We start from the raw sequence: 15,248 nt of genomic DNA, 5'->3' as shown, positions 1-15,248 counted from the left end.
TTTCTCCTCCACTCATTAGTGAAGGGAGATTACGTGCCTACGATAACAAGCAGCCGCAGAAACTTTTCGACGCCGATTTCAGTGATGCTGGCGATGTTGGTTGTCGCGGTAATTGCCGCGGTCATATGGGGCGCCGACAAGAGCTTGAGCCTCAAAGACGAAGGCCTATACCTGCTGGCCGCGCGCTATCCGGACGAGATTTCGGAGAACGTTTCGGCCGTCTATCGCTACACCGGTTTCCTGTTCAAGGTCGTTGGCTACGATGTTGCGAGCTTCCGCATCACCGGCCTGGTGCTGATCGCTCTCTCAGCGATCGTATTTTGGCTGGGCTTCATCAAGTTCGTTTCCACCCATTGCGCTGGTTTCTCCGAGGTTCACGGATTCCGGACCTTGTCCCTTCTCTTTATCGCGCTTGGGGGCCTTCTGCACTACCAATGGGCGCTTACCACGCCCTCCTATTACACGCTCACCGCAGTCGCCGTTAACAGCTCTGCCGGCCTGACGCTGTTCGCTCTCGGTGCGCTGAAGCCCTATTCTTCAAAGACCCACGCCTATCTCTCCCTAGTTCTCTCCGGGATGGCGATCGGCGCGGCGTTCGTCGTCAAGTTTCCTGCCGGGGTGCTGCTCAGCCTCGTCACAGTCGGCCTGATTTTCATCTGGAGCCCGCTACGGTTCGTTGACCGCGTTGTTCCGGCGCTGGCAGTTGGCGCTGGGTTCGTGCTGTGGGCATTGCTCTACTTCGCGTTCGTGCAAGGCCCATCGACAACGCTTTCGATGTTCCGACAAGGCTGGAGCCTCTACCAGACCCTCGGCGCGCACGCTCCAGGCACGAAGATCCTGGCATACCCGCTAAACGTCCTGACGCTTACTTGGTCCGCAATCGGCATCTATTGGCCGTGCTATGTGCTATTGGTGGCACTTGCCGTCTGGCGTTTGGTGCACTGTGTATCGTTCGCAATGTGCTTCCCAAGCCTCTCGTTGCCGGTCGGCGTAGTGTTTGCTGTTGCCGCTCTACTGTCGGTCAAGCCCGGAGCAATCATCACCTTTGCCGATCGATATCTGCCTCTCGACAGCCATGGAATGACACCATTCTACATAGCGTTCTACCTCGCTTGGATCCTGCTCCTACTGGCCTCCTATCTGTTCTTCACCTTGTCGAGCACCACCGGAGACAAGCTATTCGTTCTCATGAAGTTCAAATATTGGGTGGCACTGCTGTTCCTGTTTTTTGTGCCGTTCGCCGCATCCGTCGGGACAGCCAATCCTCTCTACAACGTGATTTCGTTCTACGCGCCCGCTTGGTTCGGGATCATCCTGTTCTTGGCGGCGGCTTTGGCGACCAACATCAACCGCCCCAACCTCTTCGGTGTTGTCCTGCTGATCGTGGGCGCTTTTGCGGCGAGCAATACCGTCCTCGGAAGCATTCTTGCCCCATCGGAAATGCCTATCCCTGGCACAAACCTACTTGACCAGACCGCCTCCTCGGAGGTTGGCTTTCCGCCTCACAAGATGATGTTGCTTCCCGAGCAGCACCGCGTCATCACGGAACTCCGCGCGATTGCCGATGCCGCAGGTTTTCAACCGGGGGGCGATGACATCATCGCGGTCGACTACCTGCCTGGTCTTGTGTTCGCCCTTGGAGGACGGTCACCCAGGCATCCAACATTCCTGCTAGGCAATGATGGCTACCTCAACTATAGCAAAGCCGCGATGCAGTTCTCCGACGTGTCGAGGCGCCGGGAGGCTTTCCTGTTGATTGATGACGAGCACTCAGAGCAAGTTGTCGAGGACCTAATGAACAGTGGCGGACTAGACTACCCGGCGCGATACCGGAATCTCGGGACCGTGACCGGCCTGGGAACCAAATTCACGCTCTACAAGCCGAACGACTAGGGGTTCTGGATCGCCTTGCCGCCGATCGTTCCGCTCATCAGGTTGTTCGGGTAGCACTTCAAAAAACCGCTGGAGCGAACTCAAAACTGGATAAAACTTGGGGGCAAGGTCAAGAAAGCTACCGATCGATGATGGATTCCAAGCATTCCCTGTTGGAATCGTTTGGGACTGACAAAGCCCAATTGCGCAGTCGCAAAAGATACTTCATGTAGAAAACCGACCAAGGACTTGCTCGCAGCTACCGCTATTGGTAATCGCTATGGAGAGACTATTTCTGTCTAAGACAGCAATAGATTTTCTCCAGTTGAGGCGCGGTGCGCTAGCCGCACATCACCGCCAGATTAGAGGCTCGAAACGAGATTGCGGCGATCTTGCTGTAAGACGAACCATAAGTGACTATTGCAATGGCGTCACACAAGGTGGATCGATGAGGCGCTTTCAGTATGAAAGCACCAGCGGGTTTTCGCGCCATCAACTCGCAATGACTGGCTGGAGCAACGAAATCTTTGATTAGAAACACACTCGGTTGTGCCAGCGCGAAAGAAATTGCTGAACATCTGTTGATTTGCGACAATGCATTCGTCCCACGACTCAGCAGTCGCACCGACATTGCGCGCTATGCTCATAAGGTTTTCAGCAATGCCCAGTGTTTCGAGGCCTGGGCTGAGGACATTCTGGTTGGGCTCGTGGCGGCGTACTGCGACAATCACGAAACAAATACCGCCTTTATCACGAACGTAAGCGTCCTACCGAATTGGCAAGGCCTTGGTGTCGCGACACAACTAATGAGTCGTTGCTGTCAACAAGTCTTTGAAGCGGGCTTCAAAAAAATTGAACTTCAAGTCAGCCAAGGCAATAAGATTGCCATCTCATTCTATGAGAAACACGGCTTCGCTGCCGTTAAAGAAGAGAACGGCACACTCAATATGATTCTGGATTTTGAGAGGAACGGCCGATGAGCCAGACACGCGACTACGACAAGGAATTTAGGGATTCCGTCGACCATCAGTATGCCTATAACTTCGATTTCGACGTTATGCATCCCTACATGATTCGATCTTTCGAGCCTTTTTTCCGGCCCGGCAGCATGCTTGAACTCGGGAGTTTCAAGGGCGATTTCACGCGCCGCTTTCTGAAATACTTCGACGATATTACCTGCGTTGAGGCTTCGCTGGAGGCCATCACCGAAGCGAAAACCAAGCTTGGTGGCTCGGTGACGCACGTCCACTCGCTATTTGAAACAGCGGAGTTACCGAGACAGTATGACAATATCGTGCTCACTCATGTGCTAGAGCACATCGACGATCCAGTAGGTCTGATGAAGCGCATCAATGACGAATGGCTGGCTGACGGCGGACGTTTCTTCCTTGTTTGCCCAAACGCCAATGCCCCATCACGGCAGATAGCCGTGAAAATGGGTTTGATCTCTCACAATGCGGCCGTTACGCGCGCCGAAGCCGAGCACGGCCATCGATGCACATACTCGCTTGATACGCTTGAACGTGATGCAGTTGCCGCCGGCCTCAAGGTGGTTCACCGCTCTGGCATCTTTTTTAAGGCATTGGCAAATTTCCAGTGGGACAGGCTGATGCAGACGGACATCATTTCCAAAGAGTATCTCGAAGGGTGTTACCAGCTGGGGCAACAGTACCCGGATCTGTGCTCAAGCATTTTCCTCATGTGCGAGAAAGGTGGCCGGGTTTGAAGATTTCCTTTGTCGTCGCGGTTTATAAGAACGAAGGGGCGCTCTCCAAGACGTATGAGAAAATCACGACTGTGTTCTCGGAGAGCCTCAAGGAGTACGAGTACGAGATCGTTTTCGTAGACGACGGCTCAACCGACGGTTCCTTGCGCGAAGCGCTTGCGCTCCGCGAAGGTGACGCCAACGTCAAGGTCATTGCGTTCACGCGCAATTTTGGTCAGATGGCAGCGATGCTGGCTGGCTTTAAAGAGGCGACGGGCGATGCGGTTGTGAATATATCCGCAGACCTCCAGGATCCGGCAGAGCTAATTCCTCAAATGGTCGAGAAGTGGCAACAGGGAGCGGAGACCGTCATTTGTCATCGGATTGACAGATCAGACACTCTGTCATCGAAGCTGTTTTCATCCTTTGCCTATGGTGTATTGCGTGCGTCGATCCCTCAGATCCCCGCTGGCGGGTTCGACTTCGTATTGATGGATCGCAAGGTGATGGACACGTTCAACGAAATTGACGTTCGTCACCGTTTCTTCCAAGGTGATTTGCTTTGGGCCGGATATCGGACGAGCTTTATTCCATATGTCCGCCTAAAGCGAACCATTGGAAAATCGCAGTATAATTTCGGCAAGAAGCTAAAGAATTTCTTGGATGCGGTTCTCGATGCGTCTTATTTGCCGATCAGAGCCATCTCGTTGACCGGCATTATCACGTCCATGTTGGGTGTGCTTTACAGCATATCGATCGTGATCAGTTGGCTCCAGGGAGATACACCGTTCGACGGCTGGGCCCCCTTGATGATCGTCGTACTCATGGTCGGAGGAATGATCATGGTCATGCTGGGCGTGATTGGCGAATATGTCTGGCGTATCAACGAAGAAGTTCGCAAAAGACCCAACTACGTTGTGAGAGATAAGTTTCTATGAGTCGAAAACTTGAGTACACGCTCGTCGACGGAATTAGATGCTACAGTCCCGAGGTCGCGACTAGCTATTCCGATTATCCTGACAGCGGTTTCGATCTAACCCAGGAATACAGTACGAGCAGCTTCTGGGTTCGTTCGCGCAGCAGGCTGTTCAAGTATCTTGTAGAAAAGTATCTGCCCAAGACTGAGAAGGCCAAGCTCCTCGAAGTGGGGTGCGGAACCGGAGACTTTCTGCGTCAACTCGTTGGCAACAACAGGCTCGAAATCACAGGATCCGAGATCTATCTAAAAGGCCTGCGGTATGCTCAAGAAAATCTGCCTGAAGTTAGCTTTGTCCAGTTCGATGTAACGCAGGGACCCATTGACGATCAATTTGACATGGTTGTGTCATTTGATGTTCTCGAGCACGTAGAAGAGGACGTGCAAGCGCTTGCCAACATCCACAACATGCTCAACGCCAATGGCGTTGTCATCATATCCGTCCCTCAACACATGTTCATGTGGAGTGAGCTGGATGTTTTGGTGAAGCATAAGCGCCGGTACTCAAGGCGCGAGCTATGTGAGAAGCTGACGAGCACGGGCTACAAGGTAACTTACGCCACGTCCTTCGTTTTCACGCTGTTTCCAATTATGTGCCTTTCCAGATTACTGGAAAGAAAGCGGTCACCGACAACCTCCGATGAAGCCGAGCTCGAGAAGAGGGTACACTTCTCGGGGTTCTCCAATTTCGTTCTAAACGCCTTCATGAAATTGGACGAGCTTATGATCAGGCTCGGTCTTTCACTCCCCTTCGGGGGCACCTTGGTGGTTGTTGCGTCAAAGGCTTAAGCTTTGTGCGCTCAAAGAAATTCCTATGCCTTTAGATAGAAAACTAGGCGAGCAAGCGACAAAGTTCACGATCGTTGGGATGGCAAATTTTGTCCTGACGTTCGTTGTCTTTACGGGATTGCTGCAATCGGGGGCGACCAGTTATCTGGTCGCGCTCGCATCCGCCTGGATCATCGGAGTGATATTTTCTTACGTGCTGAATTTCGTCTGGGTATTCAAAGCTGAGACGACCTTCAGTTTCAATGTGCGTTTTGCGAAGTTCTTTTTATCGGGAATGGTCTCCGTCACTATCAATGCGTTGGCACTACGCTACTTTGTGGAGGTGCTTGAGTTCGATCCATTTCATGCTCAGTTGCTGCTGATGCCATTGATTGTCGTGGGGAATTTTCTCGCTGCAAAGTACTGGTCTATGCGCGCATCACGCCTATCCCAAATTGACGAGTAAGCTTTAATGCGGTCGACAACTAAAATCACGCCAGCACTACCTAAGCGCCGCCCTCAAGTTCGAGGCTTATTATGCGCGGGTACCGTATTTTGTGCTATCGCAGTTTCATTTTACTGCATCTGGATGCTGGATCGCGGATTCGAAATCACTGACGAAGCTTATTATATACTTTTAGCAAAAAATGCCGACCCATCAATGTATTACATTAGCGCCCAGCATTGGGTTATGTCACTAATATGGCACATCACTGGAAGCATATATTCTTTTCGCGCTGCCGGACTTATCATACTTATCTCAAGCGCAACACTGCTCTCGGTGGGAAGTTATTTCTCGTGCGTGAAGATGGGGCTAATCGAGCGCGATAGACTCTCAATATCGATCGTCATCGCTAGTGCGGTAGTCGGTTCACTATTTTACGCCACGACAATAAATCTGTCCCCCAACTACAATTTGCTAGCATCGGCAGCGGCATACTCTGCGACTGGCCTCTTTCTCATAGGCTGCCACTGCTCACTGCGGACAGTAGAGCGCGTTGCCGTCTATTCCTTAGCAGGTTGCGCAATCGGCGTAGAGGTCGTCTGCAAGGCCTCGTCCGGCGTATCCACCTTTGCGATTCTATTGGTGTGGCTTGGTTTCTTTGAGCGTTCCTTTTTACGGTCGATCGCAATTAGCCTAATCATGACGCTGACCGCGCTTTGTTTTGTTGCCATTTTGATGTGGGCAAATACGACATTTGGCGTCGCACAGCATGCATTATCAGAAGGACTAGCATTATTTCGAATTGTTCAGTCTGAAGCTATTTCGGTGAGGCTAATTCGATATGCTCTGCAGTTTTGGCAATATTTCAGCACCAGCCTAATAACCTTTGCCATCCCCGTCGTCTTGTGCGCAGCCTACACCATAACCGGACGAGCAATATTCCTGAAGATGGCGGTAGTCGGGCTCGTCGCTGTATTATTTTGGGGACGACATTTCATAGGAGGCTGGAGCAATGGGGCTGCACTGTCCCCTCCATGTGCTGTATTCTCCATGTTCCTTATAACCTTGATCGCAGCGTTTTCCGTTTGGTGCAGGGACCTAACGGCGGCCGCATTGTTCTGCGGACTGATCTTACTTCCCTATTCGGTTGCGATGGGAACAGGAAATGCACTGTTTACGCAAGTGGTCGTCACGTTGTCTCCTTGGGCGACGGTTGCGGCATTGCTTGCGGTAGCCTCCTATCCCGGAGAAGCAGATAGGAACGCGATGGCCGCAATGACTCTCGTATTCATAGCAACGCTATCTCTTCAGATAGTCACAAGCGGAGACCGGCCATATCACATGGCCAAACCATTGAGAAATCAGAGCAAATCCGTTCCACTTCCCAATCTAGGCAATATCAAAGTCGATGAAGACACAGCGAAATTTCTTCAAGAGGTAAATCTCGCTGTCGAAAAATGTGATGTCGCCCCGGGGACTGTTTTTTGGGGGCTTTACAATATCCCTGGAGTAGCACTCGCCATGGACACGTTCCCTGTAGCCACACCATGGCTCAACAACGCAGAACAGGCAAACTTTGTAATCGATCGCCGTCCCGATATTCTGGACCAACCATCCGTGGTTGTCTTGAATGATGAGGGTCGGGGCGAGATGCCTCCGATACCTGAGAAGCTGATGAATTCTCCCGCGGGCCTCAGACTTTGCGGCGCCACCACATTTCCATATGCCAATCAACGAATTGAGATCTGGAAAAGAGGCTAGCTGTGTTCCGGCGTGCAAATTTGGCTCTGACGCAGATTTGGTGCATTACTTTCATGTCGCACCGATCAGCCGGGCTTGAAGAAGATCGAGCTTTCCGCGTCCGTACATTTGGCGTTTCACCAGCTTGAGCTTGGTGATCTGCCCTTCGGTCTGCCCATTGGACCATGGTGAGACGATCGCCGCTCGAACCGCCTTAATGTCTTTCACTACGCCGTTGCCAAAGGAGGCGACTAGACTGTCTCGGGCGCGGTCGATCCACGGCACGAGCTGGCTTTCCATTTTGCGCCGAACCATCACATGGAAGTCGGTAATGATATCGCGAGCCGCAATGAGTAGCGGGACGCCGCTTTCGATCGCGGCGATGGTGAGAGTTTCGGATTTCGTCAGGTTGTCTCTATTGGTTGTTAAGAGGCGAGCAATCGTCCTGGCGGAGGGAGTGCGGGTCAATGTATCCGCGTCCGCCTTGTCGGCCCGCTTCCGCCGTGTGGCCCATTCACTCACGACTCGGCGCGAACCGCGAAAGCCCTGTGTTCTCATACGCCGCCATAGTTCAGTGCCGTTCCGGCTGCCGGCAGCCCATTGTGCGTCGAGCCATTCCAGATACATTTCCAGCGAACTTTCTCGGGACCGAAAGACATCGTTTCGTTGCCCTCTAAGCACCTGGCGGACCAAGCCGCGGCTATGACCAGTGCGGCGCACGATTTCCTTGATCGTCATGCCGTCCTTGGATAGCGCCATGATGGCCACGTTGGCCTGTTCCCGTCTGAGATAGCCTTCGTATTGAAGGCGTTCGGCCGCAGTCAGCAGCTTCGGATCGACGCGCGTTGCGCCGAGCGTCTTGCGGATTTGCCGCATCGATTTGCGGACCGCCTCCAGGAATGCACGGCTGGCGTTCTCCATCAAGTGCCATCGATCAGCGACCTGCACGGCATCAGGCAATGCCCTTGCGGCCGCCAGCCCGTAAGCGCCGCCACGGTCGCGGGCAACGATTTGGATTTGGGGGTTCTGCCGCAGCCAAGCCTCCGCAGTCGCTGGCTCGCGGTCTGGCAGCAGACTGACCGGCCTCCGCCGTTCCAGATCACACACGATCGTGCCGTAGCGATGATTGCGACGCCAGGCCCAATCATCGATGCCAATCACCGCGGGTGGGGCTGACGACGGAAGGCCTTGCCTGCGGATGACGCGCAGCAGAGTGTCGTTGCTGACGGGTAGCATCAGACGTTGGGCAAAACGGGCGGCCGGGCGTCCGCCAAGCGCGAGTGCCAAGTGATGAACAACATGCTCGAGGCGTCCAGTTCGTCTAGCATATGGCGGCAGTACGTCGCCGAACCGCTCGGCGAATATCTGTCTCCCACAGAGCACGGCATCACAAGCGAACCTGCGAGTGCGCACGAGAAGCCTGACGCGCCTTCCTGATAGGGGAAGGTCCGCGACCTGGCGGCAATAGCGACTTCGGACCGTTCGAGACATTCGTCCGCACGCTGGACAAGCCGCCGTTGCGTTGGTTCGGGAAAGCAGGATGCAGGTCTCATCGCCGACGCGCGTAATGCGTTCAGCAATGAAGCCAGCCGGGACCAAATCAGAAGCGCAGAGCTTCGTGCTCATCATGCTGATTCCTTTGTGGAAACCAGCAACGCAGCATCGTTACGACTGCATCAAAAATGAGTCAGAGCCAAAATTGGACGCCGATAAGGGGTGAATTTTGGACGCCGATTGACAAACTGACAACGCTGATCGAGCGGCGCGGCAAACCGGGGATGATCGTTTCCGACAACGGCACCGAACTAACGTCGAATGCCATCCTCGCCTGGTCGAAGGATCATAAGGTGGAGTGGCACTACATCGCGCCAGGAAAGCCGATGCAAAACGGCTATGTCGAGAGTTTCAACGGTCGGATGCGCGATGAACTGCTCAACGAGAGCCTGTTCTTTGGCCTCGATCATGCCCGCAGCGCCATCGCTGAATGGGCGGACGATTATAACCATTTCCGGCCGCACTCATCGCTCGGATATCAGACCCCGGCAGACTATGCCGGAACCATCGCCGCAACCGGCTCCAACGCTGCGCAAGATGAAAGCTTCGCGTTTCCGCCGGTTGCGCACCCAGCGCCACTTGGCGTATTCAAAACCGCCGGAGCTCTAGTCACCGCTGGATGAAAGTTCCATGGCAGGTCAACAGCGATCGCGTTCTTCAGTTTGCCGACATCGATTCCTATAAAAGCTTCTCTATAATCTGCCACGGCTCGTCCTCCCGTGATAAGGATCGGCTCGGTCTGTCCGAGCAACCCTCGGAAGACCAGTGTAGGGCGAGTCACCTCAGCCACGAAGACGGACATACGGTCTTACAGATGAAGCGATGAAGCCGGCAAATATCTGGCCGCACCAGCCTCAGCTCACCCGTCACACCTCAAGCTCGGCCAACCCGAAACCATGCCGTCCAAATTCATTGCCATTGTATAGCATGTACACCCTGCCCTCACACGTGAACACATGAGGGTAACATTGCATGTCGCTATCCCACTCACCCGGCGAGTGCTCCAGTAGCGGGTTTTCGTCGTCGCGCTCCCAGTTTTTCAGATCGTCCGACCAAGCGTGGCCGATCCTGTATCCTCGCCCACTTCCGGTTCGGAAGTCGAAGGCCTCGCGGTAGCAAAAGAACATATGGTGACGTGTGCCGATGGTAACGACCGTCGGCAATGCCTGGCTTTCGTCTGGACCCAACCTGTCAGACACGATCTGACACGCCTCCTCTCTACTCCACTGCACACCATCCAGCGACGTGGCGTGACCAATCTTGTAGGTCCGGTCTGGAGCAGCGTCGACGGCGTATTTTCTCCAGCCAGTACCGAAGATGTACCACATGTGAAACACGCCATCGATTATCTTTACGAAGGCGTCACCAACCAAACACGGCTCGTGAACGGAGGCGCCCATTACCGGGCCCGCCCCCACCCGCTCGAAAGTCAAACCATCGTCGGTACTGATAGCTAGGCCGATGCCCGTTTCCACTGAAACTGAAACCCGACGGCTCCAACCGCAAGTGTAGCCGTAAATCTGGCCGTCATGGCGCAGCACATTGATCGGGAATATCCCATGCTCGTCAAAACAACCCAAGTCACCGAGCGGAATCACGGTGCGGTCGGATACCCGCAAGATGTCGCTAAAATCCTTTCGGATATCGATGAACGCTATATGGCTGAGATACTTTCCATTCGAGGGATCGATGGAGCGCGTGGAAAAATAGATGCGTACGAAATCGTCAAACCCGAGGGCCTGAGGAGACTGCGCGAACTGCTTGCAGCCGTTCGGCAACGTGTGTTGCGTTGGGTCGAATATCTTACCGAGCTTCCGCCACCTCATAGCCTAATCCAATGCTCCCTCGAGAACTGCGAGGCCGAATCCATAGCGGCCCACCTGGTCGCCTAGATAGGCCATGTAAATCTTCCCATCCAGTTCAAAGACGTGCGGATAGCTGATCATTTCCGCGTCCCAGCCTTCTGTCGAAACGTCGATGCCGACTTTGGAATCATCCCGAACCCAATTAAACATGTCTGGGCTTGACGCATAGCCGATCCGGTATCCGTTGGCCTTTCCGCGGTAATTGCTACTGTAACGGTAGCAAAAGAACATGTGATATTTTCCGTTGGCATAGAAGACATCCGGACTAGCCTGCGCTTCATCTTCTTCTATACGGCTTGCGATCAGATCGCGATTGACCTTACGCCAGTGTATGCCGTCCGACGACGTTGCCATCCGGATCTTGTAGACCGGTTCTGCACGGCCATCGACCAGCTTCCATTTTCGCCCTGCAATATAGAACAGCTGCCACCCGCCGTTAAAGCGACGCACCTTTGGACCGCTCAAGACAAAAGGCTCTTCCGGTGAATAGCCCAGGACCGGACCCGGCCCAATCTTTTCGAAGTATGAGCCCCCGTCACGACTGATCGCACAGCCTATTGCGACGTTGAATGGCACTGATTCGCATCGGGTCCAACCCGCATAGTAAGCACGCACTTCGTTTCCATCATCGACGACGGAGACGGGATAAGTTCCAAATTCATCGAACTCGCCAAGATTGCCGAGCGCTAGCATCGGTTTCTCGGCAACCTTCAAAATCTTAAATAAATCAGTCCGATCAAGATCGACCCACGCCGAGTAGCTAACATACTGACCATTGCTGTCGGCCGGCGGGCGGCACGAGAAGTAAACGCGCACCGCGTCATCCCTTACCAAAACGGACGGAGCTTGTGCGAACTCCTTTAGCCAAGGGCGTCCCTCTACCTGCTGCGGGATAAACACTCTGCCGAGCTTCTTCCAAGAAAACATAGTCAGCCCAATTCATAATTGGATGTGATGCAAGAACGCACCGCATCGCGCTGGTTGAACATCAGAACATCGACAATGGAAAGCCAGGGCACGAACGGTGCGCCAAACTGACTGTATTCAAAGGGCTTCGCCTTGATGAACTTCAGATCAACCCCGTGTGCTCGGAATTCTCCCTTGTCGTAAAGCTCCAAGCCACCGATGGCGTTTATGTACTCATCTGCACCGACGGACCGACACAGCGCGATCACCTTATCTTGCGCCTTTAAACCATGATCAACGTCAATCTCGGAGGAAACGCGAATATCGGTTTCTATCCCGAGATGAGCGCATGTCTCAGCTATCGAGTGCTTGATATATAGGAAAAGATTGTTCTCTGGATGCTGCACGATATGCTCGATCAGCGGCCATGTCTCTCTGAAATAGGGAGCGTTTCGGTACGCTCCTTTGAATTGGTTGAGCATGGCGCCACGATCGAAATCATCCGCTAGTTCACGCTGCACGACAAAAGTGGAGTCCGAAGCCTTCTTCAGTGGAATTGAAAACACGGCATCGGTGTTGTTGCGCAAAAAGCGGTTCCGATTAATCCAGCCCTTCTTGGTATATTTGATATTGTCATAGATGATGAAAGTGTCGACCGCCGCGATGAGCTGATAATAGCCGATGTATGGCAGAAAGTAGGGCTGCATGATGCCTAGCTTCATGTTCGCCGACCCCTCTGACCTCTACCAGTTGCAACCATCGTCTTCATTGCCCAGCAATCAAGCGGCAAACTTCGTCAACGACCTCGATTTCAAGATCGGGATAGAGCGGAAGGCACAAAACCTGTCTCGATGCCTCGAAAGCAATTGGGAGGTTCTCGCGATGGGACGACGCCAAGCCGCGATACATCGGAAACTCCGAAATCGGCGGATAGAAATACCGTCTTGGATTGATCCCCGTATCTTTCAGACGCTGGTTAAGCTCATCGCGGCTGATCGGATAATCTGCCTTAACAAGGATCGGGAAGTAAGCGTAATTTGCGATCTTCTCCCCGCTCCCCTGCAGGCAATGTATGCCACGCACGCCCTGCAGGCGCTCTCGGTAAGCTGCATCAATTCTCTCGCGTCGAGAGAATGCTTCATCGAGATGCTTTAGCTGCAACAGTCCGAGCGCAGCGTTGAACTCGCTCATCTTTCCGTTAATGCCGGGGGCAGCGACATTGACTTCACCAACATGCCCAAAGTTCTTGAGCTGATCTATCCGCAGTTTTGTCTTGGCATCGGGGCATATAATCGCACCCCCCTCGAACGTATTGAACACCTTGGTTGCGTGAAAGCTCAGTACGGAAAGGTCGCCATGCCTGAGCACACTTCCGTCTTCATCCTGGACGCCAAAGGCGTGTGCGGCGTCGTAAATGACTTTGAGATTGTAGTTATCTGCAATCTTCTGAATCGCATCCACATCGCACGGGTGACCATAGCAATGCACCGGCATGATTGCGGTCGTCTGTGGGGTTATTGCGGCTTCGATCTTCGCGGGATCCAGATTGAGCGTGTTTGCGCAGATATCCGCGAAAATCGGCTTAATCCCGTTCCACAACAGCGAATGCGACGTCGCTACAAATGAATACGGCGTCGTGATGACTTCGCCTGTAACACGCAAGGCCTGGAGCGCTGTGACCAATGCAATCGTGCCATTTGTAAAAAGGCAGATGTGCTCCACACCCAGATAACGGCAGAGTTCATCTTCGAGCTGCTGGTGGAATGGCCCACCGTTGGTCAGAATCTTGTTCTCCCAAATCTGTTCGAGATAGGGAATAAACTCCTCTAAAGGAGGCAATGTCGGCTTAGTGACGAATATATTTCGTTTCATTTTGACAACTCGAAGTTTTGATTGCGTTGCCGCGTTGCTCATCCACGTCTGCAAAAGCGCTCGTAAGCGTAGGCTTCACGGTCTTATGTGCGGCGGTTTTATCGTAATGAACTGGAGAGAGTCTAGTTTATTGCGCCGTTTTGAACACAAGATGAGCCTCTTCAAGTGTAGCTCGCTGGTGCCTGCTATACACGGCGTGCCAAGGGTTCGCTCCCCCACAACATGGCGCAGCCCAGGGGCGGAGATTCGAATGACGTCTGTTCGGCGAAAAGACGATGCTTCAGCGGTTGACAAGCCAAGAGGCTAGAGAGACAAGCACGTCATGCAAACGCCGTCGGCACAGCCTGAAGTTTCAAGCACTAATTCTGGCAAAAAGCGCAGCGACGATCGAACCCGACTTTTCGTGAAGCTCAATGAGGCAGGGAAATGACGATACTTATCACCGGTGGCGCCGGCTTCATCGGATCTAACTTTGCCTTGGATTGGGTTAGGACAAGCGTCGAGCAGATCGTCAACGTCGACAAGCTAACTTATGCCGGAAACTTGAGCAATTTGGATAGCCTACGAGACAACCACAACCACGTGTTCGTCCGCGCTGACATCAATGACTACTCCGTAGTGCTCAACCTTCTCCAAACTTACAAGGTTAGGGCAATCCTTAATTTCGCTGCTGAATCACATGTAGATCGATCGATCCATGGCCCGCGTGATTTTATCGAAACAAACATTGTGGGCACATTCAATCTACTTGAGGCGGCTCGAGCCTATTGGGGTGAACTAGCCGAGCCAGAAAGACAAAAATTCCGCTTTCTCCACGTCTCGACAGACGAGGTCTACGGGACGCTGACTGCCGCACAACCAGCCTTCACCGAAATGAACCAGTATCAGCCCAATAGTCCATACGCAGCTTCCAAAGCAGCGTCGGACCATCTAGTGAGAGCTTACTGTCACACTTATGGGTTGCCGGTTATCACCACGAATTGCTCCAACAACTATGGGCCATATCAATTTCCAGAGAAACTGATTCCCCTTACCATCCACAGAGCACTTTCCGGTAAGGAGCTGCCAGTCTACGGAGATGGGCAACAGGTTCGGGACTGGCTATATGTAAAGGATCACTGCAGCGCTCTAAGGCGAGTGCTTGAGGTCGGTGCTGTTGGCGAAGTGTACAATATTGGTGGCAACAACGAAAAGACCAATCTCGACGTGGTTAAAGTCATTTGCGCCCTTCTAGACGAACTCAAGCCGCGCGCGGACAGGCAACTATATGAACTTCGGGTGGCGTTCGTCGCGGACAGACCCGGGCATGATAGGCGTTATGCTATCGACGCCACGAAGTTGGCCACGCAGATCAGTTGGCAACCAGACGAGACATTTGAAAGCGGCATCCGTAAGACCGTCGAATGGTACATGGGAAATCAGGCATGGACAGAAGCCATTGTGAACGGCGAATATCGCACCTGGCTTGAAAAACAGTACGGAAACACCCTGTCGTAAGGGCGTAAAGCCCTTGCCCTTGCCATATCGCGGCGCCCAAAATCAGCT

General features: G+C 53.2%; 13 protein-coding genes and 1 pseudogene. 9 read left to right on the top strand and 5 right to left on the bottom strand.

Translation table 11 applies throughout. The features are described 5' to 3' along the window. Positions 1 to 33: 33 nt before the first annotated feature. The 7 genes from H4W29_RS28655 to H4W29_RS28625 all read left to right on the top strand — a co-directional run bounded on the left by H4W29_RS28655 (position 34) and on the right by H4W29_RS28625 (position 7,527). Positions 34 to 1,893, top strand: coding sequence for a hypothetical protein (locus H4W29_RS28655; RefSeq protein WP_192732171.1), 1,860 nt, complete (start codon positions 34 to 36; stop codon positions 1,891 to 1,893). Between the two features lie 506 nt (positions 1,894 to 2,399). Beyond that, on the top strand, positions 2,400 to 2,852 hold the full coding sequence (locus H4W29_RS28650; RefSeq protein WP_192732170.1) for a GNAT family N-acetyltransferase: 453 nt from the start codon (positions 2,400 to 2,402) through the stop codon (positions 2,850 to 2,852). Continuing rightward, entirely contained in the window at positions 2,849 to 3,598 is a 750-nt protein-coding gene (locus tag H4W29_RS28645) for a class I SAM-dependent methyltransferase (RefSeq protein ID WP_192732169.1), read from the top strand. The genes H4W29_RS28650 and H4W29_RS28645 overlap by 4 nt, the downstream gene beginning before the upstream one ends. Further along, positions 3,595 to 4,515 carry a glycosyltransferase family 2 protein gene (locus H4W29_RS28640; RefSeq protein WP_192732168.1) on the top strand — a complete coding sequence of 307 codons (921 nt, stop codon included), beginning with the start codon at positions 3,595 to 3,597 and terminating at the stop codon, positions 4,513 to 4,515. Before H4W29_RS28645 ends, H4W29_RS28640 begins: the two co-directional genes overlap by 4 nt. Next, positions 4,512 to 5,342, top strand: coding sequence for a class I SAM-dependent methyltransferase (locus tag H4W29_RS28635; protein WP_192732167.1), 831 nt, complete (start codon positions 4,512 to 4,514; stop codon positions 5,340 to 5,342). The genes H4W29_RS28640 and H4W29_RS28635 overlap by 4 nt, the downstream gene beginning before the upstream one ends. 25 nt (positions 5,343 to 5,367) lie before the next feature. Beyond that, positions 5,368 to 5,787 (top strand): GtrA family protein, encoded by a 420-nt coding sequence (locus tag H4W29_RS28630; RefSeq protein WP_192732166.1) that lies wholly within the window; start codon positions 5,368 to 5,370, stop codon positions 5,785 to 5,787. A gap of 6 nt (positions 5,788 to 5,793) precedes the next feature. Then, positions 5,794 to 7,527, top strand: a complete 1,734-nt coding sequence (locus H4W29_RS28625; RefSeq protein WP_192732165.1) for a hypothetical protein — start codon at positions 5,794 to 5,796, stop codon at positions 7,525 to 7,527. 51 nt (positions 7,528 to 7,578) lie between these two features. Here the strand turns inward: H4W29_RS28625 and H4W29_RS28620 are convergent, their stop codons facing one another. After that, positions 7,579 to 9,132, bottom strand: a complete 1,554-nt coding sequence (locus tag H4W29_RS28620; protein WP_192732839.1) for an ISL3 family transposase — start codon at positions 9,130 to 9,132, stop codon at positions 7,579 to 7,581. A 113-nt stretch (positions 9,133 to 9,245) separates the two neighbouring features. On the opposite strand from H4W29_RS28620, the pseudogene H4W29_RS28615 reads away from it, so the two are divergent. Continuing rightward, positions 9,246 to 9,683, top strand: a pseudogene (locus H4W29_RS28615) (integrase core domain-containing protein); the annotation flags it as partial. A gap of 243 nt (positions 9,684 to 9,926) precedes the next feature. Here H4W29_RS28615 and H4W29_RS28610 read toward each other — a convergent pair. From H4W29_RS28610 to H4W29_RS28595, 4 genes are read right to left on the bottom strand one after another with little or no spacing between them, the layout of a single operon-like run. Next, complete coding sequence (locus tag H4W29_RS28610; RefSeq protein ID WP_192732164.1) at positions 9,927 to 10,886, bottom strand: glycoside hydrolase family protein; 960 nt, start codon at positions 10,884 to 10,886, stop codon at positions 9,927 to 9,929. A 3-nt stretch (positions 10,887 to 10,889) separates the two neighbouring features. Beyond that, positions 10,890 to 11,852, bottom strand: coding sequence for a glycoside hydrolase family protein (locus H4W29_RS28605; RefSeq protein WP_192732163.1), 963 nt, complete (start codon positions 11,850 to 11,852; stop codon positions 10,890 to 10,892). A 2-nt stretch (positions 11,853 to 11,854) separates the two neighbouring features. Then, on the bottom strand, positions 11,855 to 12,553 hold the full coding sequence (locus tag H4W29_RS28600) for a WbqC family protein (protein WP_192732162.1): 699 nt from the start codon (positions 12,551 to 12,553) through the stop codon (positions 11,855 to 11,857). Between the two features lie 43 nt (positions 12,554 to 12,596). Beyond that, positions 12,597 to 13,745, bottom strand: coding sequence for a DegT/DnrJ/EryC1/StrS family aminotransferase (locus tag H4W29_RS28595; RefSeq protein WP_281401536.1), 1,149 nt, complete (start codon positions 13,743 to 13,745; stop codon positions 12,597 to 12,599). Positions 13,746 to 14,129: 384 nt separating this feature from the next. Here H4W29_RS28595 and rfbB point away from each other — a divergent pair, with 384 nt between their 5' ends. Further along, positions 14,130 to 15,200 (top strand): dTDP-glucose 4,6-dehydratase, encoded by a 1,071-nt coding sequence (gene rfbB, locus H4W29_RS28590; RefSeq protein ID WP_192732161.1) that lies wholly within the window; start codon positions 14,130 to 14,132, stop codon positions 15,198 to 15,200. The last annotated feature ends 48 nt before the right edge of the window (positions 15,201 to 15,248 follow it).

This window comes from Rhizobium viscosum, assembly GCF_014873945.1.
In the GTDB taxonomy this organism is placed as follows: Bacteria; Pseudomonadota; Alphaproteobacteria; order Rhizobiales; family Rhizobiaceae; genus Rhizobium; species Rhizobium viscosum.
The sequence above is the reverse complement of the archived record's forward strand: the minus strand, read 5'-3'. Positions and strand labels throughout refer to the sequence as shown.